The organism is Amycolatopsis sp. GM8 (assembly GCF_021653975.1).
Lineage (GTDB): Bacteria > Actinomycetota > Actinomycetes > Mycobacteriales > Pseudonocardiaceae > Amycolatopsis_E.
The window spans coordinates 422,677-445,736 of the sequence record NZ_JAJKFK010000007.1 but is presented as its reverse complement, the minus strand read 5'-3'; the positions used below and the strand labels follow the sequence as shown (position 1 = coordinate 445,736).

The following is a 23,060-nucleotide window of genomic DNA, read 5'->3' as shown; positions in this document are numbered from 1 at the left end:
CCCAGAACTCCTAACAAGATTCGTGGGAAGTGGACTTGCTGCTTTCATGTTGGCTGAGTTGCGTTCGGATTGGGAGTTTGGCTCGCGGTCCGCTACTTACGACGTCATAGACCTCGACCAACGGTGAGTTGATCGCCAAGCTTAGGGCGGTAACCCCGCCTTTGACGGACCCGGTCCACACAGCCCCCAGTGTCATCTCGCTTGAACCAGGTGATGGAGCCATGACCGAGGTTGACTTGAGTCGCGCCGCCGCGCTGAGGAAGGTGACGGCCGAAGGTATCGAGGCAGTCCTGCTGCCTGCGGGGTTCGAGTCTGCGAGCAAGCATGCGTGGCTTCGTCGAACACCTGAGCTTCATCATGTGGTCGCTCTGCTCTCGCGCCGTGGCATGTACGACATCCAATGGGGTGTGGTGAGTCCTGAGGCTGCGCCGTTCTTGTGGGGCGTTGAAGCTAAGCACGGCGACGTCGGAGCGGCCATCATGAGCGGTACGCCGGGCACGATCCACCATCCGCCGGAGTGTCAGTCGTTCCGGTTAGGCAACACGGTTTCGCTGGATGATGTCGAGCGGATCGCCTCTGGCGTCGCGACCGACCTACGTCGAGTCGAGCAGAGACTTCGCGTGTTCTCCACGCGAGGTGACGTTCGTGCGTCCCTGCTTCTCAACCGCGAACTGAAGGATCGGCGTGACTTTGTGGTTCCGGCGAATCTGCCGCTGAAGTTGTTCACGGCAGCGACCCTTGCTGTCATCGACTTGGATCCTGGTGCGGGCGAACTTGTCGCGGAGGCTGAGCAAGCGATGGTGCGGTACAGGGATGAGCTGTCTGTTGCTCGCTTACGTCGGCTCCGCGACGCGCTTCAAGCGCAATATGGCTGACCAGGGCAGCAACGCGCGTGGTCGCTCGCCTCGGCGCCGCGTCACCGCTGCCGCAGGCAGCGCGCCCTCGGTAAGAAGCTAGTGCTGCGCCGCAGTGCCTACTGGAAGGATGGGACCGTCGTCATCCGGAATCCCAACGCCGTCGACGGCGGCACAGCCTTCCGGCCGACCAACGGCTACGACTACTTCCTGAACCTGCATTGAGGACGGCAATGAAGATCCTGCATCCCGACTCTCCGTGGATCGGCGACGTCGAGGTCGCCGACGACGAGTTGGTGATCGCGACGACGCGCGACGCTCGCGACCCTTGCCAATGCCCTCAACGAGGCGCTGGGGGCGATCGAGGAGTGGGAGTTCGCCACCAGGCTGGGCGTCGCGACCGAGCAGGCGCGAGCGCTGCGCGACCGCACCGACGAGGTCTTGCGAGGAGCGGTTCCGCCCCGAGTAGCTGCTCAGCTGGTTTGGGCGAGCCGAGGTCCGCAACGGAGAGATCACGAACGGAGGACTCTAAGAGCGTGTCTCATTTGGTTAGTTTCTTGTGGCAGGTGATGGCGGCGCCGAGGGTGAGGAAGGCGAGGTAGTGGCTGGGTTTGCGTTCGTAGCGGATGCTCAGGCGCCGGTAGCCGGTCAGCCAGGCGATCGTTCTTTCGATCACCCACCGGTGTTTGCCGAGTTTCTCGGAGGATTCGATGCCCTTGCGGGCGATGCGCGGGATGATTCGGCGTTGACGCAGCCAGTCGCGCAGGGCGGGGATGTCGTAGGCCTTGTCCGCGTGCAGCTTGGTCCGCTTCCGTCGCCGGGGTCCCCGGCGTGACCGGATCGCCGGCAGCGCGTTGACCAGAGGCTTGAGCGCGTGGCTGTCGTGGATGTTGGCCGCGGAGATCGCGACGGTCAAGGGCAGGCCGGCCCGGTCGGACAGTACGTGGATCTTCGAGCCGGGTTTGCCGCGATCAACCGGGCTTCGACCGGTCAGACCGCCCCCCTTGTGACCCTGATGGATGCTCCGTCCAGGACCGCGCGCGACCAGTCGATCAGCCCCTGGCCACCCAGTTCGTCCAGCACCGCCTGGTGCAACTGTCTCCACAGTCCGGCCTCGGTCCACTCGGTGAACGTCCAATGCGCCGTGGGTACCGACACCCCGAACGACGGCGGCAGGTGCCGCCACGCACAACCGCTGGTCAACACGAATACGATGGCCGTCAACACCGCCCGCGGATCCGTCCGAGCCCGGCCGCCACCCTGCGGACGCTCCATTGCCGGTGGAATCAGCGGTTCCACCAACGCCCACAATTCGTCGGGCACCAGCCGTTGCGACAGCGAGTCGATCACAGCGCAAGATCATTGCAGCCCAACGACAGAAAACCAAACGAGACACGCTCTAAGATATATTCTCCGCGTTGGCAATCAGTATCATGTCACCTCTTCTCTGGTTTATGGTTCTGTTCCAAGATCCAGGGCAGAACGATCGGTGTCGAGGCTTGCCATGCGCGAGCGACGCCGTCCAGGCCGTTGGCTGCCTCGCCGAAGGAACCGCTAAAACGCATCAGCTGAGTTGACAGCATGGCGAGAAACGATGTCAGCCGTCGACGAGCAGGTCTTGGGAAGAGGGTCATGGCCGCTCCAACACCGCGAGCTACCCTTTTGAAAGTCTCAGTCAACTCCTCAAGTGCTGCGCCGTCATGGGCACGGAGCCGTGGTTTCAACTGATCACGCTCACCCAAGATTGTCGATGTCGCCAGGCCTATCACCGAGCGGGAAACGGCTTGCGGCGTCGCGCCGGAGTTAAGGAGCGCACCGGCATAGAGGACCAACTCTGCCGCATGAGGATGCAATACGGCACTTTCGCGGGCGCCAACTTCGGCGACGGTCTCCGTAGTCGAAATCGTATTGGCATCCAGCAGGATCACGGGGCGGCCTTCTTGGACGATCTCCCACGCCTCAGCATGGGGAATGTGGTGACCGGCGGCGGCGACCCCGACGAGATGATCCCGCAGGGTGCTGATGGTCAATGGCGGCACGTGAAGTTGGACCGTCGTACCTTGGCGTCGCAGTTTCATGGCCTCGATGCCCAAGTTGCCGAGTCTTCTGAGCGCCTCGCCGTCCCACGCTACAAGGTCCGTCGTTGGCGGTAGCAGGTGATGAGGATCGCCCTCCCGGTTGAGCGCGACGGCGACACCAGTATGAAAACCCTTGCAGATGCTGTGCGCCCGGATTGCGGCCTCGACGAGGTCAATCGGATCGACAAGCTCATCGCCCAGCGATATTTGCTGTTCGACTGCATCCCACCGGAACCGAGCGTGCGCAGCAGCATTGCGCCAACTCCGGTTGATACACGACAACAATAGGGCGCACGCCACCTGATCTGGCTGTGTCGCCAGTCGTTCCTCCAGTGGTCCCAAAGTTTCGTTGGACTTCACTGGGCGACCAAGCAACCCGAACACCATCTGGGCGGTGCGCCGAACGTCACCCTCCATGATCGCGAGATAGGCGTTGCACGCCGGGCCCATCCTGTCTTCCGGATGCTCTCCGCGACGGAAGGTACTCAGCTCGTCGATCAACCGGCGGTGGGTCGTGAGCATCAAGCCTTCCAGGTCAGTCTGGCCGGCGATCACTTCCAACACCCGCGACGTGTCGTCTGCAAGAGCCGCGAGCGTCAGGTCGCGCCCGGCGACCGCTGCCAGGTGCGAGGGAAGTGGGTTCTCGCCCGCCAACAGCCCTGCCAGATGAAGCCACACGTCGACAGTCAATGTCTGGTCAGGGTCAAGCAAATGCGGAAGCTGATCGCGCAACCTCGCACCCAGCGCCGCACGATCACGCGACCACGCCGAAGCCAATCGCGACGCCGACGACAAGCCATCACCGATGGTGACGGACACCGGTAGACCAAGCGCTCTCTCGACTGCACTCTCTGGCAGGTCAGCCGGAGGGTTTACGGTGAGTAGCCCTTCCAGCAGCCTGTCTCGGCGGCCAACCTGTTCAACCACACCAACCAAGTAATCGGTGTCCAATGCTTTGGCAGCGCAATCAACGACGGTGCGCACGATCTCGCCGATCGCCAGGAACAGTTGGGCAAGAACGGCCGTCGTGTCCCCAACCTCCTCGGGTGGGACGAACCGTCCCACCTCCACGAGCGCGAGACGAGCGTCGGAGTAAACCGTCAGAACCTGATCAAGCTGGCCAAACAGACGACGTCCGATGTCCCGTGCAGGCAATGACACCACAGCGAAAATCTCAGTGATGCTGTCGTCGAGGTCTAAACAAACGCCCTCGATATCGCTGTCGGTTAATACATGACACCACTGCTTAAGGGTCACAAGTACGGTGCGCGACAGGCGCAGCGGCTGTTCGAGCGAATCCTCCGATCTCTTCCGCCACGCTGTCGCGCACTTCGCGATCGCAGTCCGCTGCTGTGGGGTTAGCGCACGGATGTGGTGGATCACGTCATCGAGGGGCACCAAGCCATCATGCCAAATCTGACGCGAGGCCTCAGGCAATTTCTGCACACGGCGCAGGCCGACAGGCAAAGAGGCTGCGAAGATCAGGGCAACAACACGATCGCGACTTCTGTCTGTCGTGGTCGGGGTGGTGCAGCGAGGTTGATCATTCGAGCGGGGTTGAGCGGGTGCTGAACTGGGGAGCGGGCGCGATCGTGGCCGTTGTGGTGGGTGCGGACTTGGCACCCGGGATGCTCGTCGAGCATCCCGGGTGCCAGGACGCCGACATATCGTCGGAGTGCGGCGCGACCTGCAGCCCTCTCTCCGACGTCGCGCCCGGCTCGCACCGCACCAGGTCGCCAAGGTCGAGGTCGTGCGGCCGGAACGGCAAAAACCGTTCAAATATCACCGGAAAAGTAGTAGGATGGAAACAAGCGTTGAACACGCTCGCCATGCATTACGGCGACCGACTCGACGTGCAGCACTGACAAGGTGATCACACCGTCACCCACAAGATCGCTGACACTCCCAGGGCCGATGGCATAGCCGAGATTCGCACACAATTGTGTGCTCCTCTGGACTATTTCAAGACGAGGAGTTCACCGGATTTCGTGAGCGTGGTGGTCAGCGCCGGGCGCCTGCGCAGTGGCGGGCGGAGCACTGTGGCTTGCCACAACCTACGGCGAGTACAAGAGCCAGGGGAGTGTCAACTGGGCCGCTGCGGGGATGAACATGGCTGGGCTCGCCGCAGGCGCCGGAATCGCACGTGCCGTAGGTGGGATGGGCGCGCTCAACCCCCGCAACCGCAACATCGCGCAAGACCGCAGCCGGCCACCCGTGCAGCGCGACCGGGGGCGGCACCGTGCACCGGTGAACGCCACGGCCACCAGAGGGAACTACCTGTGGAACGTCGGCCAATCCGGCGTATGGTATTCCTACGGCACCGGCGTCAATACTGTGATCTGCCAGCAAGGAAGCCGTGCATGCATGTTCTAGTTGGAACTCCCGGCACCGGGGAGATCATCACAGTGGTCTACCGGAATGGCGAACGGATATTCAGCATCGCCGCGCTGGTGTTCTGTGTCCTGATTGCGCTGGCAGGTATCGCGCCCGATGACGCGGTCACCGATAACATCGGAGCCCTCGTCGGCGTGATCCTCGTGACAACGCCGGCCATCTGGCTGATTATCGCAGTGATGCAAGCCAAAGTGGTGGTCCGAAAAGATGGCATCTACGTTCGGAATTGGTTCTTCTCGTGGTGGGTGACGTGGAGCGCGATCGCCGGACTCGACGTCGATGACGATCTCGTGGTTGTCCTGAACAATGGCCATCACATCACCCCGTCCGTCGGCGGTGGTTCAATAGCATCCGCCTTGCGTGGCAACCGGAAGCAACGAGACTTGCGTGACCGAGTCGACGGAGCCCGCGCCAGCGCCGACTCCGCTTTGGAACCGATAGCTGAGCAGCGAAGACGATTCGGAATCTGGCGACTGGTAGCCCTGTATGCCTTCTTCTACGGTATGGCTGGCCTGATGCGCCTGTGAAAACCCCTCGTGCGGGTACCGGGAGTATCTTGACGCCGCCTAGAAGCGCCACGACGCCGGCGAAGAAGTCACCGCGGATGGCGTGGCCACGCACAGTGCCGCCCGCGCCAACACGGCCTCCGTTGTGATGGGGTGAGCTCGAGTTCGGCGTAGCAGGGCAGCAGGCAATAATCGCATGACGGCAAGACGGACGCTTGAGGTAGTCGAACCAGCAAGCGGTGAGCAGGCTGAAGCGATAGGTCGTTACACGTTGTGACGACGCGCCGTTTTGGTTCACGCGGTTATCGCTGGGGCAAATCCGGGGCACGGGCGCGTGTTGAACTGCATCCAACGGCAGGCAACAACAGCCAACGGCAGTGTTTGACGTGGGGATTCTCCACCTGCTACTACTGACCTGTAGACTTAGGGTGATGCGCACCTCACTGGCAGTGAGGGGGTCAGGGGTTCGAGTCCCCTTAGCTCCACAAGTTTTACGATCGCCCGGCACTGCGGTTTCGCAGGCCGGGTTTTTTTGGTTGCGCCGAATAGCTGTCCATTGTGGACTTTCTGGGCGCTCGGCGTCCCTTCCTGGACGCGTGATCAGCGCAGAGGTCCGGTCAGCTCCAACGCCTTCGCGACGTCGGCGATCGAGGCGTTCTGCTGCCGCTCGTAGAGGGCGAACGGGTCGTGGATGTCGCGATCGATCGCGCCGGCCAGCCAGTCCCGGTCATAGCGAACGCCTTCGCGGGAGTTGTCCCGCGTGCCCTCGCCGCTGAGGTTCGACTGGAAGATCCCGGCCGCCGAACGCGGAAGGAAGTCCTCGTAGACGATGGGATCGGCGCGTATCCAGCCCTGGTCGAGCAGCCCGGCCACACTCGTCGGCGGCCGCCCGTGACGAGGCCGGTCGTCGCGCAGGTGATAAGTGAACCAGGCCAGGCCCTCGTCGATGAGTCCGCGCTCCGTGGCGGGGAATCCCTCGCGCCAGACCCTGTCGGCGGCAACGTCGCGCCGGTCGGTTTCCTCGACCAGCCGGTCGTATCGGGCGCGGCCTTTTCGCGTCAGGGCGATGCCGCGAGCCTCGACCTCGCCGAACCGCACCCGCAGCGCCCCGGTGATGATGGAGCCGTCCTCGAGCCGGAGCCGCCGCGGCTCGGCCAGGGCACGGAAGGAGGTCTGGCGCAGCAGGACGTCCGGGCCGTCCCAGCGAGGCGGGCCCTGGATGGCGTCGATCATCTCGATGCCGCGCTCGGTCATCGCCTGGTACAGCGCGTCGATGTCGAGCACACGCGGGGTGAGGTGGTTGACATGGGTGCTGCGAACCCCGCCGATATCGGCGGCAACGGCGGACACCCGTTCCAGTTCCTGGTACCACGCCTTGTCGACAGGATCGGCGGACAGCTCGAAAGCGCCCACCGCCAGCTCCAGGAACCGTTCGGCATCGTCCGTGGACAGCTCCCGGTCGCGCTCGGCCCGGTCTGCCAGTTCGATCAGTTCCGGCGGGAACAACTCGCGCCCGGCGAGGAAGTTCTCCAGCCGGGTCCGCAGGTCGCCATCGAAGAACCGGGGATCGGCGGGAGTGAGCATGGAGGTGAATACGCGGAACGGGTTGCGCGCCAGCTCGTCGGTGTCGATCGGGCGGAAGGCCGTCGAGATGACCGGCACCGCGCTCGCGGCGGCGTCCCGCAGGTCGTAGAAGCCAACCGGGTGCATACCCAGTGCCCCGAAGATCCGGGCAACCTGGTGCAGTTCGGACGGTGTGCCCACCCGGATGGCACCGTGACGTTCAGCCGTGACCCGGGCGATGGAACCGAGCCGTTCGGCGTCGCCGCCGGAACGCCCCAGCACCTGCGCGTTCACCTCGTGGGAGACGTCGACCAGCGTGGTGTAAGCCGGAACCTCGTGGCCGTACATATCGGACAGTCGGCGCGCGAACTCCGCGCGCAACCGCCATGGGCTGACAGTCGTCACTGCGTTCCTTTCGACTCGCGTGTCACACGACGTGGGTTTCGGGACGGACCGAGGCGCCGGTCGCGAACCGCGCCGCACTCAGCGGGCGCACGTCGACGAACGGCTCGCGGCCGAGACAGAGGTCGCGGATCACCTCGCCCACGGCGGGCGCCTGCAGGAAGCCGTGGCCGGAGAAACCGGTGGCGTACAAGAAGTTCGCCGTCTCCTCGGCGCGTCCGATGAGCGCGTTGTGATCGGGTGTGACCTCGTAGAGACCTGCCCAGCCGGGAGCCAGCCCGACGTCGAGCAGCCGTGGCGCACGGGCCTCGATCGCCGCACCCAGTCGCGGCAACCAGCCATCGGAGTACTCGAGGTGAAAACCGGGCTCCTGCTCCGGGTCGGACATGCCCAGCAGCAGGCCGCGGCCCTCCCGGTGGAAATAGAACGACGTGGCGAAGTCGATCGTGAACGGCACGGCCGGTGGGAGGCCGGGCATCGGCTCGGTGAACATCACCTGCCGTCGCACGGGCTGCACCGGGAGGTCGACACCGGCCATCTCGCCGACCGCCGCCGACCACGCGCCCGCCGCGCAGATGACGGTCTCCGCGGAGATCGTGCCCCGATCGGTCACCACCGCGGTCACACAGTCGCCCCGTCGCTCGAGGTCGAGTACTTCGATGCCCGTACGCAGAACGGCACCGTGCCGCCGCGCCGCGGTCGCGTAGCCGAGCACGACCGACTCCGGGGTGCAATGCCCGTCATCGGGTGAGAACGCCGCCGCGAGCACGCCCTCGGTATCGATCAGGGGCGACAGCCGCCTCGCCTCGTCGACGTCGATCATCCGCGAGGTGACGCCGAGTTCGTTCTGCAGCTCGACATCCCGCTCGAACGCCGCGACCTGTTCCGGGGTGGACAACAGGAACAGATAGCCGACCTGGTGCAGGTCGATCTCCTGCCCGGGGCGCTCGCGGAACCGGGTGAACGCTTCCAGGCTGCGTGCTCCCAGCGCGATGTTGAGCTCGTCGGAGAACTGGGCGCGCACCCCGCCGGCGGCACGGCACGTGGATCCGCAACCGAGTTCGCCGCGCTCGAGCAGAACCACGTCGGGCACTCCCGCCTCGGCGAGGTGGAAAGCAACGCTGGTACCGATCACCCCACCACCGATGACGACAACGGAAGCGCGGTCGGGCAAGGGAATCCGGGACATCGAGGGCGGCCCTTTCCGGAGGTTGCCGGACGAACGTTCTCCCTATGGTGAGAGACAGAACCGTTGATGTCCATTCACAGTTTTTCCTCTTCATTGTTTAGAATCAGTAGATGGAGTGGACGAGCGCGCAGCTGAGGTCCCTGGTCGAACTCACTCGCCGGGGCACGGTCACCGCGGTGGCCCACGCACTCGGCTACACACCCGGCGGCGTCTCCCAGCAACTCAGCGCCCTGGAGCGCGCGGCCGGGACGCCTCTGTTGCGCCGGGTGGGACGCCGGGTCGAGCTCACCGACGCGGGTTCCGCACTGGCCACACACGCGGAGCGGATACTGGGCATCGAGGCCGACGCCGTCGCCGCCCTGGAACGCACCACACGCACGGTGCTGGGGACGCTGAACGTCGGCCTCTTCGCCACCGCCGCGGCCGAGATCCTGCCGGTCGCGCTGGCCCGGGTCCACACCGAACACCCGCACCTGACCGTGCACAGCCGAGAGATGGTGGTCGACGACGTGCACGACGCCGTCGCCGCCGGCTCGGTCGACCTCGCGCTCGGGCTGGACTACCCGGACATGCCGATTCCCCGCGACCCCACGCTACGGCTGGTTCGGCTGCTGCGAGAACGCTTCTCGCTCGCGGTTCCGCCGGGCACCCTTCCGGGCGTGCGGGAGATCGGCCTGGCGCAAACCGGAGATCTCGGCTGGATCCTGCCCGATCTGGACACGCATTACGGCCAGGCGATCCTCACGGTCTGCCGGCGCGCGGGAATCGAACCCGACGTGCGGCACCAGGTCACCGACACCGCCGCGTCACTGGCCCTGGTCGAGGCGGGCGTTGGTATCACGCCGGTCACCGATCTCATGCTCATGCTCCGGCCGTCCCGCTTCCGGATCCTGAGCCTGGCGGAGCGGTTCGAACGGCACATTGTCGTCGTCGTGCGCGCCACCGCGCAGAGCCGCCCGACCGTAGCCGCATTCGTCGACGTACTGCGCGAACTGACCAGTGGCGAGGGAGCAGCCCTGGTTTGATACGTGGCGATGCTGGGTTGGCGGTTCGCCAGATGTCCAGTCAGCCAAGTGGCGACGAGGTCCGACAGTGGTGTGACTGGATCGACTTCGAGCGGGGCGGCCACAAGTTGTTGCCCCTCGGGTGGCCGGACCTGATCGCGTGCGCGGACGGTCTAGTGGCGCAGCAGCCAGCGCCATCGCGGCTGTTCGAGGACGACCGATGTCGCGGTCAGCGCGGTGGTGAGGATCGCCGCCCAGGTGGGCCATGCGAACCACGGCGCCACCGCGGCGGCGGTGACTTCGAGGAGCACGAGCAGAAGCATGGCCGCGCCGGGAATCGCCACTGGCGGGTCGAAGGGCCGGTCGCCAGGTGTCCCGAAGACGGCCGGCAGTCCGATCAACAGGCCCAGCGCGACGATCGCGACCACCCAGTCCACCCGGTGCAGCGCCCACGGGGTGGCCGTCCAGCCGATCAGTTCGGTCACGAACCGCAGCCCGGAGGCGGCGTTGGTCCGGTTCGGGGAATCGGCGGCCTGGGTCATGATCCGTCCCTCACATCGAGCAACGCGGCGTCGGCCTCGGCTCGCATACCGCTGATCAGGGTGTCGACAAGGAACCGGTAGCTGTCGGCGGGGTCGCGCGACATCTGGAAAGCACCGCCACCTTCGAGGCCGGCGAACCCGTGGACGACGCTGCGCAGAGCTCGGACCGCGTCGACGGCACGGTCGTCGGTCAGCCCGAAGCCGGCGACCGCGTCGAACAGGACCTGCACCGCGTCGTTACTCACGGCCTGGTACTCCTCGTCCTCGGGGCCTGGGACACGGACGGTGGCGGCGTACCGGCCGGGGTGGTCGAGGGCCCACCGCCGGTACGCCTCGGCGATCGCGCGGACCGCGTCCGGACCGGACCGGCCGACGGCGGCCCGGGTCAGGACGGCGCCGATGTCGCGGATGGCCTGCAGGCCGATGCCCCGCTGGAGGGCGTCCAGCGAATCGACGTGCTTGTACAGCGACGGTGTGCGCACGCCGACCCGCTCGGCCAGCAGGCCCATGGTCAGGCCGGCGAAGCCGACCTCGTCGGCGAGGGCCGACGCCGCCGCGATGACCGCGGCCGGGTCGAGTCCGGCCCTAGGCACGGGCCGTCTCCAGGAACGAGCGCAGCAGGCCGACCACTTCCGACGGGAACTGGACATGTGGGTAGTGGCCCGCCCCGGGGAGCATGTGGAGCTGGCCGACGCCGTCCGGCAACGCGGCCACGATGGCTTCGCCCTCGACCTTCGGGTCGCCCCAGTCGGGATCGAGGGTGCCCATGACGACGAGCACTGGGCAGTGCACATTGCCGAGTTGGGCACCGGCGTCGGCGGCGCTGTTCATCTGCTTCTGCAGGGCCTTCATCCGGCCCGGTTCGCGCAGCATTGCGTCGGTGCGGTCGAGGCTCTCGGCCCAGTCCGCGGGGCGCGGCTCGGGGGTCGCGATCTCCAGGTACTTCCGCCATTGCTTGTGGTTGCCGAACATCGCGACCCCGGAGATCGCCATCGCGCCCTTGCGGTAGCGGGACACGCCCAGGGCGCTCAGTGAGTACTCCACTTTGCGGGTGAACGGTGCCAGCTCGACGACGGCGCTTATGAGCGTCGGCGCCTTGGCCGCGGCGATCGTCGCGGCGCCACCGGAAATGGAGTGGCCGACCAGCACCGCGGGACCGCCGAGGTGCTCGATCAATGCGATCAGGTCGCCGGCGATGTCGGTGCGGGTGTAGGACGGCCACGTCGCGGTCGACTCGCCGCTGCCCCGCAGGTCAACGGCCGCGACCCGGTATCCGGCGGCCACCAGCTCCGGCACCATGAACCGATAGGCGTCGCGGCTCTGTCCGATCCCGTGCGCGAGCACCATCAGCGGCCCGGAACCGGTCACCTCGTAGGCGAGGGTGCCGCCGTCCACGCTCAGAAACTCAGTCATGTCGACCTCCTTAGCTAATCTTGATAGCTAAAAAGCTATCCTCGTTAGCCAAGGCTGTCAAGGCCGGTGCGAGGGCTCCTGGCCGCGCGAATCCGGGCGGGTCCGCTGGGGGCGGCCCATGCCTGAGACGGGTCGCCAGGACCAGCCGACCGCTGCGATGCGCGCCAGTGCGCCGGAGCGCAGTCCTCGGGTGCTTCTGGGGCTTCTAGTTGCGTGCGGGATCCTGGGTGTGGTGGAACAGACGCGGGAGTTTTGGGACGCGCAGGCGGCGACGTTTGATGAGCAGCCTGATCATGGATTGCGAGATCCGGAAGTGCGGGCAGCGTGGGCGGACGTGCTCCTGCCGCTGATGCCCCCGGCCCCGGCAGCGGTGGTTGATCTCGGGTGCGGGACGGGCAGTCTTGCCGTGCTTGTTGCCGAGGCCGGATATTCCGTACGTGGGGTGGACCTGTCCAGCCGGATGGTCGCCGCTGCCGAGGAGAAGGCCGAAGCGGCGGGTGTGGACGCGGAGTTCATGCGGGGCGATGCCGCTGTCCCACCCTATCCCCGGGCGTCATGTGACGTTGTCCTGGCGCGGCACGTGTTGTGGGCGCTGCCCGATCCCGGCGCCGCCTTGGACCGGTGGGTGGAGCTGTTGCGACCCGAGGGATGCCTGGTGCTCATCGAAGGGCGGTGGTTCACCGGCGCCGGACTGACGGCAGTTGACTGCCAAGCCCTGGTACTCGGCCGTCGTCGGGAGGCGACTGTGCGCTGGCTGGACGATCCGGCATTGTGGGGCAGCGCTATTGAGGACGAGCGATACTTGCTGTTCAGCCGAGCTTGATTCCAGTTGGCCAGGACGCGCAGCCGTGGCAGAAGCGGATATCGGAGTTCCGCCACGTAGGGTCGAACCATGAGGCTCGGTTCCGCACTGTATCGCGCCGCGTCTGGTTGGACGGCGGCTGTTCACGGTGCCTTGCCGTCCGATCTCGTCCGCGCGTTCGACCCCGCTCTGCCGCACGTTGTCATTGAGGGGCACTCACCGGCCGCCTCAGGGTGGCATTCTCTGGAGATTCCGATCGCCGCAGGGCACGGGCCCACGAGACTGAGGAGCGTGCGACGCGTTCGGTTCGATCTCCTGCTCAGCCCTCAGGAAGTCATCGCATCTGCGTCCGAACTCGACATGGCTGACCACGGTGGACTCTTCGCCTGGCAGGCCACTGCGGCACCCACACATCTCGCCCTGAGCATGGTGGACGGCAACGCTCGCGAAGCAGCCAGGCGTTCGGCCGGTGTCACGCTGATGATCGATCTCCCGCACCGCAACGAGACCGCGGTGCTATGGAGCTCCGAACGGAGCACGCTCGAAGCCGGCATGGCGCGATTGGGTGCCTGACACTCTCATCGACTCTCTGCCTTCGGGTCGGCGCAGGTCCCGACCGGCACTCTTCTCGAAGTGTGCGAGGAACGCGTCCCATTCCGCGTCAATTGGCGTGAAGTATTTTTGGTCGGGTCGCTCGATGTGCCTCAATTGTTTCGGCCGGACAGGCGGCTTTGTAACCCATGGTTGTGCCAATGGCCAGATCACCATGGCTGATGGCGGTCCGGGTTGCTCAGGGGGATCCAGTGGCGTGCTGCGATCCAGGGGGTAGCTGTGTCAGCTGACGAGTCGGCCACTGCATTCCCTGAGGCAACTGGAAACCCGCGGCGGCGCGGTGCGGTTCGCGTTGCAGGAGCGCGACGCTAACTAATAGGTCTTCGTCTACCACCCAGTCTGGGAACGGGGGTATTGCGACGTCGCCGTCGAGGTAGTCCAGTATTCCGCGGCCGTGTTCGTCCAGGCCGCGAAACCGCGGTGCACCGGTGAAACCGACTTCGTCAGGTGGGTCAGGAAGAGGCGGACCTGGGAACGCGGCCGGACCGCCAGGTCGGCGCACGGTGTCATCGACGCGGACGACCGCGCCGGTGTTATCGACTCCGCCTGCCAGGGGTTGTTCCTCCACTTGGGAATCCATGCAATCATCCTCCCTTGGGGGCTGGGCCTGCGCTGGTGGCGGGACATGATGGCCGAGTGCCGCCGTGTCGGTTCCTGAGCCTGGATCTTCCGCGCCATTTCGGCGCGCACGTCTGACCGAGCCGCCGCGGACGGACGGGCCGGGGCGCCGTTCTTGTTGCGGTCACCGGCGGCGAGACCACGGTGCGCCGTGGCGCCACCACCGCCACCCGATCATGAGCGGCAGGAGCGCCGTGACGACCGCGCCTTCGGCGATGGGGGCGGCGGCGCCGACGTTGATGCCGATCACCATGAGTGTCACCGCCGCCGCGAACAGTGTGACCGCGGAGGCCAGGCCGGCGACCAGCATGGCTGTGATCATCAGGGGGAATCGCGCGAATCGGCGCGCGAGCCGCGGGCTGGTCGCGGCGAGTTCACGTTCGATGGCGGCCAGCCGCCGCTGGTACTCCTCGGACAGGGTCACGATCGCGCACGCCTCCGATACCGGATGGACCTGTCAGGGACCGTCAGCGGCACGACCGCGGTTATGAGGTGAGCCCCCTCACCTTTGGAGCGCAGTAGATATTATCCCTGCCTGTCAACGTGGCGATGGGGCCCTGACGACTACAGCGGGCCGTGTCCGCACCGCCAAGCAGGTCGCGGCACGACGCATTGGGGGGAGACCGAGGAGGAACCGACCCCGCCGAGGTTCTGTTCGCATTGACCGAGGCCGAGGTCGCCGTCAGCCCCAGATGCGGTGTTTCTTGGGGGCGCCGGCGGTGTAGCGGACGATCTCGACATCATCGAGTGCGACCAGGCCCTCGATGGTCAGATCCTCCAGTTGTGGCAGGAAGGCGCGGATCTTGGCTTCGGTATCCACGATGACGATCAGCAGCGGCAGGTTCTCGCTGACCCGGAACAGGTGGGTGGTGTGGATGCGGGAGGTCGCGCCATAACCCTCGATGCCACGGAGCACCGTGGCGCCCGCCAGTCCGGCCTTGTGGGCGCGGTGCACGATCTCGGTATAGAGCGGCTTGTGATGCCAGACATCGCCCTCGTCAATGAAGATCGACAGTCGCAGCTCGCGTTCGGACAGCTTCACCGGCGCCTCCCACCCCGAAAGATGTTGTGGGGCAGGAGCCATCAGCCGTGGCGGGCTCCATCGCCCGGCCACCAGTACACCGCGTCCGGGCGACACCGGTCAACCGGAACGCTACTTGCGCGGCGAGCCCCACGTGCCGCACACTGAGTGATCGCAGGCGATGGGGCTCGCCTCAACCGCGGAGCGTCTTCCGCTAATGGCCTCTACCGAACACCTTCGTGTCCGCACGCTGGTTGACCGGTAGAGGAGGCCTGATGGACCAGGAGCCATCGCCCGACGATCACCGTCACCATCACCCGCCCGCCGGATTCGGGCGGGGGTGACGCGATGACCGTTCCAATTCCCGTGGTGCAACTGCTGCAGGTGCTCACGGTGCTGATTGCCGCACCGGGCGTTTCGGGCGTGATCGCGCGCGTTGAGGCGCGGGTGCAGGGGCGGCGCGGTCCGCGTGTGCTGCAGCCGTATTACGACCTGGGCAAGCTGTTCCACAAGGAGGCCCTCGCCCCGCACGGCGCGACCTGGGTGTTCCTCGCCGCGCCGCTGGGCGCGATGGCGTGCTACTTGACGGTGCCGCTGCTGATCCCGGTGCTCACGACCTACCCGCTGCCGCTGGGCTATCTGGGCGACATCCTCGGTGGCGGTTTCGTGCTGGGGCTGGCCAGCTTCGTGGTGGCGGTCGCGGCGACGGAGACCGGGTCGCCGTATGCGCAGCTGGGGGCGAGCCGGGCGAAGACGTTCGGGGCGATCACCGAGCCGGTGGTGCTGTTCGTGGTGTTCACCGTCGCGCTGATCACCGGCACCGACCTGCCCTATGCCCTGGCGGCAACGGTGCGCTCCAGCGCGGAGCAGATCGTGCGCCCGGCACACTTGCTGGCCGCGGCGGCGCTGTTCCTGGTGATCTTGTACGAGACGGGCCGGATCCCGGTGGAGACCCACACCGGCACGAACGAGTTCGGGATGATCGAGGAAGCCCGACCGTTCGAGCATTCCGGGCCGTATTTCGCGATGCTGCGGTGGGGATCGGCGATGAAGCAGCTGATCCTGTTCACCATCCTGCTCAACGTGTTCATCGCCCCCTGGGGTCTCGCCGCCACCGCCACGATCGGTGCGGTGGGGATCGCGATCGGGGCTCTGCTCGGCAAAGCCGTGCTGCTGGGCGTGGTGATCGCGCTGATCGACAACTCGTTCGCGAAACTCCGCCTGTTCAAGATCACCGAGTTCGTGGCGGCCGCGTTCCTGCTCGCCGTGCTGGCCGTGTTCACCCTCTACTTCGGAGGTGGCTGATGAATCCCGCGGTCAGTCCGCCTGGGATCTATGCCGGGATCGCCAACGGGCTCGCGGTTCTCCTCCTGTTGACGGAGTTCGCGATGCTGCGCGCCGCACTCTTGCGGGCCCAGGTCCGGCTCTACGCCGCACAATCGTTGCTGGTGTCGATTCTCGCGGTGGTTGTCGCGGCGACCCGGCACCTGCCGGAACTGTATGTCCTCGCGGGATTGTCCTTGGCGCTCAAGGTGATCGTGGTGCCATGGCTGGTGTCTCGGATGCTGCGCCGGACCACCACCGAGATCGCCGGCAGTGGCGCGCTCGGCGTCGCGAGTGAGGTGCTGGTCGCGGTGGCGGTCGCCGCGTTCGGGTTCTTCGCCACCAGCCGGTTCCACATCTCCAGCCCGGCGCTGCCTACCACCGCCCTCGGCCTCGGAGTGGCGGTGATCCTGGTGGCGTTCGTGCTGATGGTCGTCCGCCGCGATGTCGTCTCGCAGGCCATTGGATTCTTCTCGCTGGAAAACGGGGTGTCGCTCGTCTCGCTCGTGGTGGCCGCGGGGATGCCGTTGATCCTCGAAGTCGCGTTCCTGTTCGACCTGCTGGTCGCGGTCGTGGTGTTCGGGGTGCTGATGCAGGTGCACCACGCGCGCTCGGAATCGCTGTCCACCACCCACCTCACCAGGCTGCGGGGGTAAGTCATGCCCGTCGTGCTGATCCTGCTCACCACGCTGCCCCTGGCGGCCGCGGTGGTCTCGCTGCTCGGCCGCACCCGTGCGAGCCAGGCGCTCACCCTCGTGATGGGGCTGGCGTGCCTGGGCCTGGCAATCGCGCTGGTCCCGGCCGCCGCCCACGACTCGCCGCACACCGGGTTCTTGCGTGCGGACGCGATCTCGGTGGTCTTCCTGCTCGGCACCGCGTTCCTCTACGCCGCGGCCGCCGTGTATTCGATCGGCTACCTGCGCGCTGAGGAGCATCGGGAGGATTTCGCCCGCTACGCGCGCCGCTTCTACCTCGGCGTGAACCTGTTCGCCTGGTCCATGCTGGCCGCACCCCTGGTCAACGGGCTGGCGCTGCTGTGGATCGCCGTCGAGATCACCACTGTCGTCTCCGCGCTGCTGGTCGCCCTCGACAACACAGACAACGCCGCCGAGGCCGCGTGGAAGTACGTACTGCTCGCCTCCGCCGGGCTCGGGATCGGGCTACTGGCCACGATCGTCATGTACTACGCCGGGTCCACAGTGGCCGGTCAGTCCTACGATCTCGCGTTCGCGCCGCTGCTCGCGGCCGGGACCCGGTTGCCGCACACCGCAGTCCAGTTGGCGTTCGTGTTGGCGGTACTGGGTTTCGGCACCAAAGTCGGGCTGTTTCCCGTGCACACCTGGCTCCCGGACGCGCATTCCGAGGCCCCGACGCCGGTGTCGGCGATGCTGTCCGGGTCGCTGCTGGCGGTGAGTTTCTACGCGGTGCTGCGCTACTACCAGATCGCCTCCGGCACGCTCGGTGCGTCCTTCCCCCGCACCGTGCTGCTGGTCTTCGGCGTGCTTTCCCTCCTGCTCGCGGCTTTGTATCTGCTGGAGCAGCGGGATCTCAAGCGGCTCTTGGCCTATTCGAGCGTGGAACACATGGGAATCCTGGCGATCGGGATCGGGCTGGGCGCACCGCTGGCGACCGCTGGGGTGCTGCTGCATGTCATCGTGCACGCGGCCGCGAAGGGCAACGCGTTCTTCGGCGCCGGGGTGCTGGTCCGCAAGTACCGCACCAAGGACGTCGCCACGATCCGGTCCGGTTTGGACACTCTTCCGTGGACCGCGCCGCTGTTCCTGTTGGCCATCCTCGCGCTCGCGGCGATGCCCCCGTTCGGGCTGTTCCGCAGTGAGTTCCAGATCGTCGCCGGGGGCCTGGCCGCCGCCCACAACGCCGTCACCGTGGTGCTGGTTGTGCTGGTGACGGTGGCGTTCCTCGGGTTGTCGGTGGCCACCACACGGATGCTGTTCACTCCTGGCCCCCGCGTGGTGGCCCGGGGCGAACCCAGCGCTTGGATGGTCGCCCCCATGCTCGCCGGACTCGCCGTGCTCGTGCTGCTCGGCATCCATCCACCCGCGGACCTGGCCGACCTGTTCGCCCGCGGTGTGAGCGACCTGGCAGGAGGTGGGACATGACCGACCTCACCGGGCGTCGCTTCGCCGCGTTGATCGGCGACGGCGACACGACCAGCGGCATCACCCTGCACACCATCTGGGGCACACCATTGGGGCTGGAAGTGGTGGCTATGCCGTTGGCGCCCGGCACCACGCACTACCCTTCTCTGACCCCGGACATCCCGTCCGCGTTCTGGTACGAACGCGCCCTGCACGACCTGTACGGCGTCATCCCTGACGGGCATCCCCGCCTGGATCCGTTGGTGCTGCCCCACATCGACAACGGCACGCCGCTTCCGCGCCGGGTGATGGGGACCGGGTTGTTCACCATCCCGCATGGCCCGGTCCGCTCGGGTGTCTTCGAATCCGTCGAGTACGTGGTGGAAACCCCGGGCGAGGACATCCCACACGTCAATGTCCGGCCCTTCGCCAAGCATCGCGGCCTCGAGGTCCGGTTCGGGGCTATGACAGTCCACAGTGGAGTGATGTTGGCCGAGCGGGTGGAAGGCATTGCCTCGGTTGCCCATGCGCTCGCGTTCAGCCACGCTGTCGAGCGCCTCACCGGTGCCGAGCCGCCGCCGCGGGCGCAGCTGGCGCGGGTGCTGCACGCGGAACTCGAACGCATCGCCAATCACCTCGATGTCGCGGTCAAACTCGCCGACGCCGCCGGGCTCGCCGTCGCGGTCGCACGCTTCGGCTACCACAAGGAACGCGTCTTGCGGCTCGTTTCGGCCCTGTGCGGCAACCGTTTCGGCCGCGGGGTCGTCGTCCCCGGTGGGATCCGCAGTCAGCCCCGCCTCGCCCCCGGTGTTCTCCAGCCACGACTTGATGAGCTACGCCACGACATCCAGGCCGACGCTGGTGCGCTGATGGGCACCGCATCGTTCCTCGACCGGCTTCGAGCTACCGGGCCGCTCGATCCGGACGAGGCGGCGCTGTACGGGTTGCTCGGTCCGGTCGGGCGTGCGTGTGGTTTGGACCTCGATACCCGCTGGCGCCACCCCTACGACGCGTATCCGTTGCTCAAACACGACTCGGGGCCGCAGCGGGACGCCGGTGACGCGATGGCCCGATTGCAGGTCCGGTGGGACGAGCTCGACCAGTCCTTCGACCTGCTCCGCCAAGTGATCGAGCTGCTGCCGGACACCGAGGACACGCTGCGGGCGCCCGTCGAGCCGGTCGCTGGAATCGCGGTGGCCGCCGTCGAGGCACCACAAGGCGAGGTGCTGTACCTGATTCGCGCCGACGCCGAGGGGCACCTGTCGCGCTGCGCGCCGCGGTCGGCGTCGTTTCACAACCTCGCGGTGTTCTCCCACACCTTCGCCGGCGACATCCTCACCGACTTTCCCTTCATCGAAGCCAGTTTCGGAGTCTCGATCGCCGGGGTGGTGATGTAGTCGTGCCGTGGATCTTCCGGGGACTGCGCGACGGAGTACTCACAACCCGGTATCCGCGCCGCCCGGATCCCTACGCCGACGACGGTGTCGAGTCACTGGCCCGCCCGTTGCCCGGCGCCGAGTGGGAACCTGGCCTCGACGGGTTGTGCCCGACCGGCGCGATCACCGGCGACGCAGACAGCATGGTGCGGCTCGACCAGGGCGGCTGTGTCGGCTGCGGCGCCTGTGTCCTCGCGCGGCCGGACACCTTTGCCTGGCAACACGGCAGCCGACAATCCCGAGTGGACCGCGCCGGTCTCATCGTGCCCGAAGTCCCGGGAACCGACGAGGAGCTGGCACGTCTACGCGCCGAGTTGGGGCAGCGCACCAAGGCTTTGCGCCGGTCTGTCCACATCAGACACGTTGACGCAGGGTCGGACGGCAGCGAGGAATGGGAGATTCTGGCGCTGCTCAACCCCGTCTACGACGTGCACCGGCTCGGGATCTTCTTCACTGCCAGCCCCCGTCACGCCGACATCCTGCTCGTCACCGGCGCCGGCACGCACGGCATGGCCGCGCCATTGGCCCGCACCCTGGAGGGCACACCGCGCCCGCTGGTGGTGATCGCCGCCGGCACCGACGCCGTGAGCGGCGGGCTGGTCGCGCCGTCCTACGCCACCAGCAATGGCATCGGCTCACTCGTGCCGGTCGACGTGTGGGTGCCGGGCTCGCCGCCGAGCCCGTTCGCGTTGCTGCACGCGATCCTGCTCGCCACTGGGAGGCTTCGATGAACTGGTTGTTCGTGGCCGGTCTCGCCTTGCTGGGCCTGGCATTGGCGTGGGACCTGGTGTTCGGGGTGCGGCACCGGTGGGCGCGTGTGGTGCCCTATGTGTGCGGCGCCGTGGCGTCGGTGGTGCTGGTGATCGTCGGCGCGGGTGGGCTGGCGGACATCCCCGCCCGGTGGAGCCTGGATTCGGTGCTCGGGTTCGGGTCGGCCGCATTGACGGTGGACCGGCTCTCCGGCCTGTTCCTCGTGATCAGTTTCGCCGTCGCCGCGCCCGTGTCGCTGGCCTGCGCGGGTTGGGCGTCGCGCCCCGAGCGGGTTCGCGCTCGCGGGCTCGGCGCCGCCTATGCGCTCACCCTGGCCTCGGTCGCGGTCGTGGTCACCGCCGACAACGCGTTCGTGTTCCTGTTCGCCTGGGAGTCACTGACGCTCGCGTTCTACCTGCTCACCGCCCACCGTCGCGACACCGCCACTCCCGCGGTCGTGACCGTGATGCTCAGCAAGATCAGCGGCGCCGCCCTGCTGCTCGGGCTCCTGTTGCTGGCGGCACAAGCGCACAGTTTCGCCCTGCCCGCCTTCACCGGCGTGGCCCCCGGCGTGCGGCGCGACATCGCGTTCGCGTTGCTGGTGCTCGGGTTCGCGGTCAAGGTCGGGCTGATCCCGGTGCACATCTGGATGCCCCGCGGCTACCGGGCCGCGCCCGGACCGCTGCGCGCGATCATGGCCGGGGTCGCCGTCAATGTCGGCTTCTACGGGCTGTGGCGCACCCTCGCGCTGCTGCACCAGCCACCGGTGTGGCTCGTCGGCGCGCTCCTGCTGCTGGCCGGGGCGACCGCCCTGCTGGGCATCGCGCACGCCACCGTGCAGACCAATCTCGCGGAGGTCGTCGCCTATTCCAGTGTCGAAAACGCCGGCCTGATCGTCAGTGGTTACGGCGTCGCGCTCGTCGGCGCCCTGCTGAACCAGCCGCCCCTGATCGCCGCCGGGCTGCTGGCCGCCACCCTGCAGGTGGTCGCCCACGCGATCGCCAAGAGCCTGCTGTTCACAGCCACCTCAGGTATTGAGGACGCGACCGGCACCTGCGAACTGGACGAGCTGCGTGGCGTCGGGCACCGGCTTCCGTGGAGCGGCACGGGGCTCGCGATCGGCGCGCTCACACTGGCGGGGCTGCCGATGACCGCGGGGTTCGTGTCCGAATGGTTCCTGCTCGAAGCGCTCATGCAGCAGTTTCGGGTCGGGCACCTCGGCTACACGCTGCCGATGGCGGTCACCGGTGCTCTGGTCGCGCTGACCGCCGGCTTCGCCGCCGTCGCCTTCGTTCGGATTGTCGGCCTGACCGTGCTGGGTCCTCGCGGTCCCCACGAGGTTGTTCGTGTCCGTGATACCTCGTGGCCGGGCAAGGTCGCGGTGGTCACGCTCGCCGCCGCGTGCGTGGCCGTGCCCGCGGTGGCCCCGTTGGAAATCCGGGTGATCAGCGCCGGACTCGGCCCGGTGCTGTCGTCGACGGTGACCGTGGGGGCGTTGAAGGCGCCGTGGGTGCTGCAGCCGGTGTTCGGCGAGTTCTCCGCGCTGTCCCCGAGCTGGCTCGCGATCGTGTTGCCGGTCCTGTTCGGTGCCGCTCTCCTGCTGTGCCTCGCGTTCGGCCGCGCCCGGATGTTCGCTGTGCGCCGCGTACCCGCGTGGCGCTCGGCCAGCGGTGGCGTGGAAGGAGAGAACCAGTACAAGCCCTTCGCGTTCACCAACCCCACCCGCAAAGTCCTGGCCAACGTGCTGCTCACCCGCGCCGAACTCCGCACGGTGGAACGCCAGACCGGCGGCCGGGACGACGACCCCCGCCGTGATCCAGGGGCCGCGCACCTCGGCTACACCAACGATGTCGTCGAACTCGTCGAACAATTCCTGTACCGGCCACTCATCCGGCCCCTGCGGACGTTGGTGCGCAACGCGAAACGCCTGCAAAGCGGTCGCCTCGACGCTTACGTCGCCTACATGCTGCTGGCCCTCATCGCCGTCCTCGCCCTGATCCTCACCATGACCTGACTACCTCGCGGTGTCGGCGAAGGCGGTGGGGTCGGGGAGGGCGCCGAGCCTTCAGTGCGGTAGATGTGCACGGTGGTCATCTGATACGGCTTGCCTTCGGTGCCCGGGCCGTGAACGGCATCGACGCCGATTCCGGTGGCGGTCGCGCGGATCACGACGCGGTCGCCGGTGTCGAAAATGTCGTCGATGGCGTAGCGAATGGCCAGCACATGGTGCACGAAGGTGAGGATCTGGCGGTAGCCCGCCGGACCGGGCGGCAGCGGGAACGGTGACCCGTGGTCGACGAAGTCCTCGGTGACCAGGTCGTCCAGTACCGACAGTTCTCCGGTGTTGATCGCGTCGAACGAGGGGGCCGTGGCAAGGCAGTACCGTGCCCCGCAGCGGGCCGAGCGGGCCCAGGCCACCCGCGCGCACATCGTCAGGACCGCGCGTGAGCTGCT

At 67.0% G+C, this 23,060-nt stretch carries 22 protein-coding genes and 1 riboswitch; of the genes, 12 read left to right on the top strand and 10 right to left on the bottom strand.

Annotation, left to right across the window (positions count from 1 at the left end; all coding sequences use genetic code 11):
• Positions 1–221: 221 nt before the first annotated feature.
• The gene (locus tag LOZ83_RS30925; RefSeq protein WP_236795276.1) at positions 222–875 is read left to right on the top strand and encodes a hypothetical protein; all 654 of its coding nucleotides are present in this window, start codon (positions 222–224) and stop codon (positions 873–875) included.
• An 81-nt stretch (positions 876–956) separates the two neighbouring features.
• Positions 957–1,079 (top strand): hypothetical protein, encoded by a 123-nt coding sequence (locus tag LOZ83_RS40135; RefSeq protein WP_255825840.1) that lies wholly within the window; start codon positions 957–959, stop codon positions 1,077–1,079.
• A gap of 316 nt (positions 1,080–1,395) precedes the next feature.
• Here LOZ83_RS40135 and LOZ83_RS30920 read toward each other — a convergent pair.
• A protein-coding gene (locus tag LOZ83_RS30920) for an IS5 family transposase (protein ID WP_236795344.1) occupies positions 1,396–2,192 on the bottom strand; the annotation gives its coding sequence in 2 pieces (ribosomal slippage) (positions 1,396–1,862 and positions 1,862–2,192; 798 coding nt in all).
• A gap of 98 nt (positions 2,193–2,290) precedes the next feature.
• Positions 2,291–4,330 carry a hypothetical protein gene (locus tag LOZ83_RS30915; protein WP_236795275.1) on the bottom strand — a complete coding sequence of 680 codons (2,040 nt, stop codon included), beginning with the start codon at positions 4,328–4,330 and terminating at the stop codon, positions 2,291–2,293.
• Positions 4,331–5,292: 962 nt separating this feature from the next.
• Here LOZ83_RS30915 and LOZ83_RS30910 point away from each other — a divergent pair.
• Positions 5,293–5,853 carry a PH domain-containing protein gene (locus LOZ83_RS30910; protein ID WP_236795274.1) on the top strand — a complete coding sequence of 187 codons (561 nt, stop codon included), beginning with the start codon at positions 5,293–5,295 and terminating at the stop codon, positions 5,851–5,853.
• A 579-nt stretch (positions 5,854–6,432) separates the two neighbouring features.
• Here the strand turns inward: LOZ83_RS30910 and LOZ83_RS30905 are convergent.
• Entirely contained in the window at positions 6,433–7,800 is a 1,368-nt protein-coding gene (locus LOZ83_RS30905) for a VOC family protein (protein WP_236795273.1), read from the bottom strand.
• A 22-nt stretch (positions 7,801–7,822) separates the two neighbouring features.
• Positions 7,823–8,986 (bottom strand): FAD-binding oxidoreductase, encoded by a 1,164-nt coding sequence (locus LOZ83_RS30900; protein WP_236795272.1) that lies wholly within the window; start codon positions 8,984–8,986, stop codon positions 7,823–7,825.
• A gap of 110 nt (positions 8,987–9,096) precedes the next feature.
• On the opposite strand from LOZ83_RS30900, the gene LOZ83_RS30895 reads away from it, so the two are divergent.
• Positions 9,097–10,011, top strand: coding sequence for a LysR family transcriptional regulator (locus LOZ83_RS30895; protein ID WP_236795271.1), 915 nt, complete (start codon positions 9,097–9,099; stop codon positions 10,009–10,011).
• A 152-nt stretch (positions 10,012–10,163) separates the two neighbouring features.
• Here the strand turns inward: LOZ83_RS30895 and LOZ83_RS30890 are convergent, their stop codons facing one another.
• Genes LOZ83_RS30890 through LOZ83_RS30880 form a run of 3 tightly spaced genes read right to left on the bottom strand, consistent with a single transcriptional unit; the run spans position 10,164 to position 11,945 of the window.
• Positions 10,164–10,532 carry a hypothetical protein gene (locus tag LOZ83_RS30890; protein ID WP_236795270.1) on the bottom strand — a complete coding sequence of 123 codons (369 nt, stop codon included), beginning with the start codon at positions 10,530–10,532 and terminating at the stop codon, positions 10,164–10,166.
• Positions 10,529–11,125, bottom strand: coding sequence for a TetR-like C-terminal domain-containing protein (locus tag LOZ83_RS30885; RefSeq protein ID WP_236795269.1), 597 nt, complete (start codon positions 11,123–11,125; stop codon positions 10,529–10,531). Before LOZ83_RS30885 ends, LOZ83_RS30890 begins: the two co-directional genes overlap by 4 nt.
• Positions 11,118–11,945: an alpha/beta fold hydrolase gene (locus LOZ83_RS30880; protein WP_236795268.1), complete on the bottom strand. Its 828-nt coding sequence runs from the start codon at positions 11,943–11,945 to the stop codon at positions 11,118–11,120. The genes LOZ83_RS30885 and LOZ83_RS30880 overlap by 8 nt, the downstream gene beginning before the upstream one ends.
• A 232-nt stretch (positions 11,946–12,177) precedes the next feature.
• Between LOZ83_RS30880 and LOZ83_RS30875 the strand changes: the two genes are divergently transcribed.
• Positions 12,178–12,768, top strand: a complete 591-nt coding sequence (locus LOZ83_RS30875; protein ID WP_236795267.1) for a class I SAM-dependent methyltransferase — start codon at positions 12,178–12,180, stop codon at positions 12,766–12,768.
• A gap of 270 nt (positions 12,769–13,038) precedes the next feature.
• Complete coding sequence (locus LOZ83_RS30870; protein ID WP_236795266.1) at positions 13,039–13,320, top strand: hypothetical protein; 282 nt, start codon at positions 13,039–13,041, stop codon at positions 13,318–13,320.
• 781 nt (positions 13,321–14,101) lie between these two features.
• Here LOZ83_RS30870 and LOZ83_RS30865 read toward each other — a convergent pair.
• Complete coding sequence (locus LOZ83_RS30865; protein ID WP_236795265.1) at positions 14,102–14,401, bottom strand: DUF3040 domain-containing protein; 300 nt, start codon at positions 14,399–14,401, stop codon at positions 14,102–14,104.
• Between the two features lie 258 nt (positions 14,402–14,659).
• Positions 14,660–15,019: a DUF190 domain-containing protein gene (locus LOZ83_RS30860; protein WP_236795264.1), complete on the bottom strand. Its 360-nt coding sequence runs from the start codon at positions 15,017–15,019 to the stop codon at positions 14,660–14,662.
• Between the two features lie 147 nt (positions 15,020–15,166).
• A riboswitch (Fluoride riboswitch) is annotated at positions 15,167–15,232 on the top strand.
• A gap of 114 nt (positions 15,233–15,346) precedes the next feature.
• Here LOZ83_RS30860 and LOZ83_RS30855 point away from each other — a divergent pair.
• Genes LOZ83_RS30855 through LOZ83_RS30830 form a run of 6 tightly spaced genes read left to right on the top strand, consistent with a single transcriptional unit; the run spans position 15,347 to position 22,620 of the window.
• Positions 15,347–16,303, top strand: a complete 957-nt coding sequence (locus tag LOZ83_RS30855) for a respiratory chain complex I subunit 1 family protein (protein WP_236795263.1) — start codon at positions 15,347–15,349, stop codon at positions 16,301–16,303.
• Positions 16,303–16,977: a hydrogenase gene (locus LOZ83_RS30850; protein WP_236795262.1), complete on the top strand. Its 675-nt coding sequence runs from the start codon at positions 16,303–16,305 to the stop codon at positions 16,975–16,977. The genes LOZ83_RS30855 and LOZ83_RS30850 overlap by 1 nt, the downstream gene beginning before the upstream one ends.
• Before the next feature lie 3 nt (positions 16,978–16,980).
• Positions 16,981–18,441 (top strand): proton-conducting transporter membrane subunit, encoded by a 1,461-nt coding sequence (locus tag LOZ83_RS30845; RefSeq protein ID WP_236795261.1) that lies wholly within the window; start codon positions 16,981–16,983, stop codon positions 18,439–18,441.
• Positions 18,438–19,817: an NADH-quinone oxidoreductase subunit C gene (locus tag LOZ83_RS30840; RefSeq protein WP_236795260.1), complete on the top strand. Its 1,380-nt coding sequence runs from the start codon at positions 18,438–18,440 to the stop codon at positions 19,815–19,817. The genes LOZ83_RS30845 and LOZ83_RS30840 overlap by 4 nt, the downstream gene beginning before the upstream one ends.
• Before the next feature lie 2 nt (positions 19,818–19,819).
• The gene (locus LOZ83_RS30835; protein WP_236795259.1) at positions 19,820–20,587 is read left to right on the top strand and encodes an NADH:ubiquinone oxidoreductase; all 768 of its coding nucleotides are present in this window, start codon (positions 19,820–19,822) and stop codon (positions 20,585–20,587) included.
• Positions 20,584–22,620: a proton-conducting transporter membrane subunit gene (locus LOZ83_RS30830; RefSeq protein ID WP_236795258.1), complete on the top strand. Its 2,037-nt coding sequence runs from the start codon at positions 20,584–20,586 to the stop codon at positions 22,618–22,620. Before LOZ83_RS30835 ends, LOZ83_RS30830 begins: the two co-directional genes overlap by 4 nt.
• Here LOZ83_RS30830 and LOZ83_RS30825 read toward each other — a convergent pair.
• On the bottom strand, positions 22,566–23,036 hold the full coding sequence (locus tag LOZ83_RS30825) for an ester cyclase (RefSeq protein ID WP_236795257.1): 471 nt from the start codon (positions 23,034–23,036) through the stop codon (positions 22,566–22,568). The genes LOZ83_RS30830 and LOZ83_RS30825 overlap by 55 nt on opposite strands.
• Between the last annotated feature and the right edge of the window lie 24 nt (positions 23,037–23,060).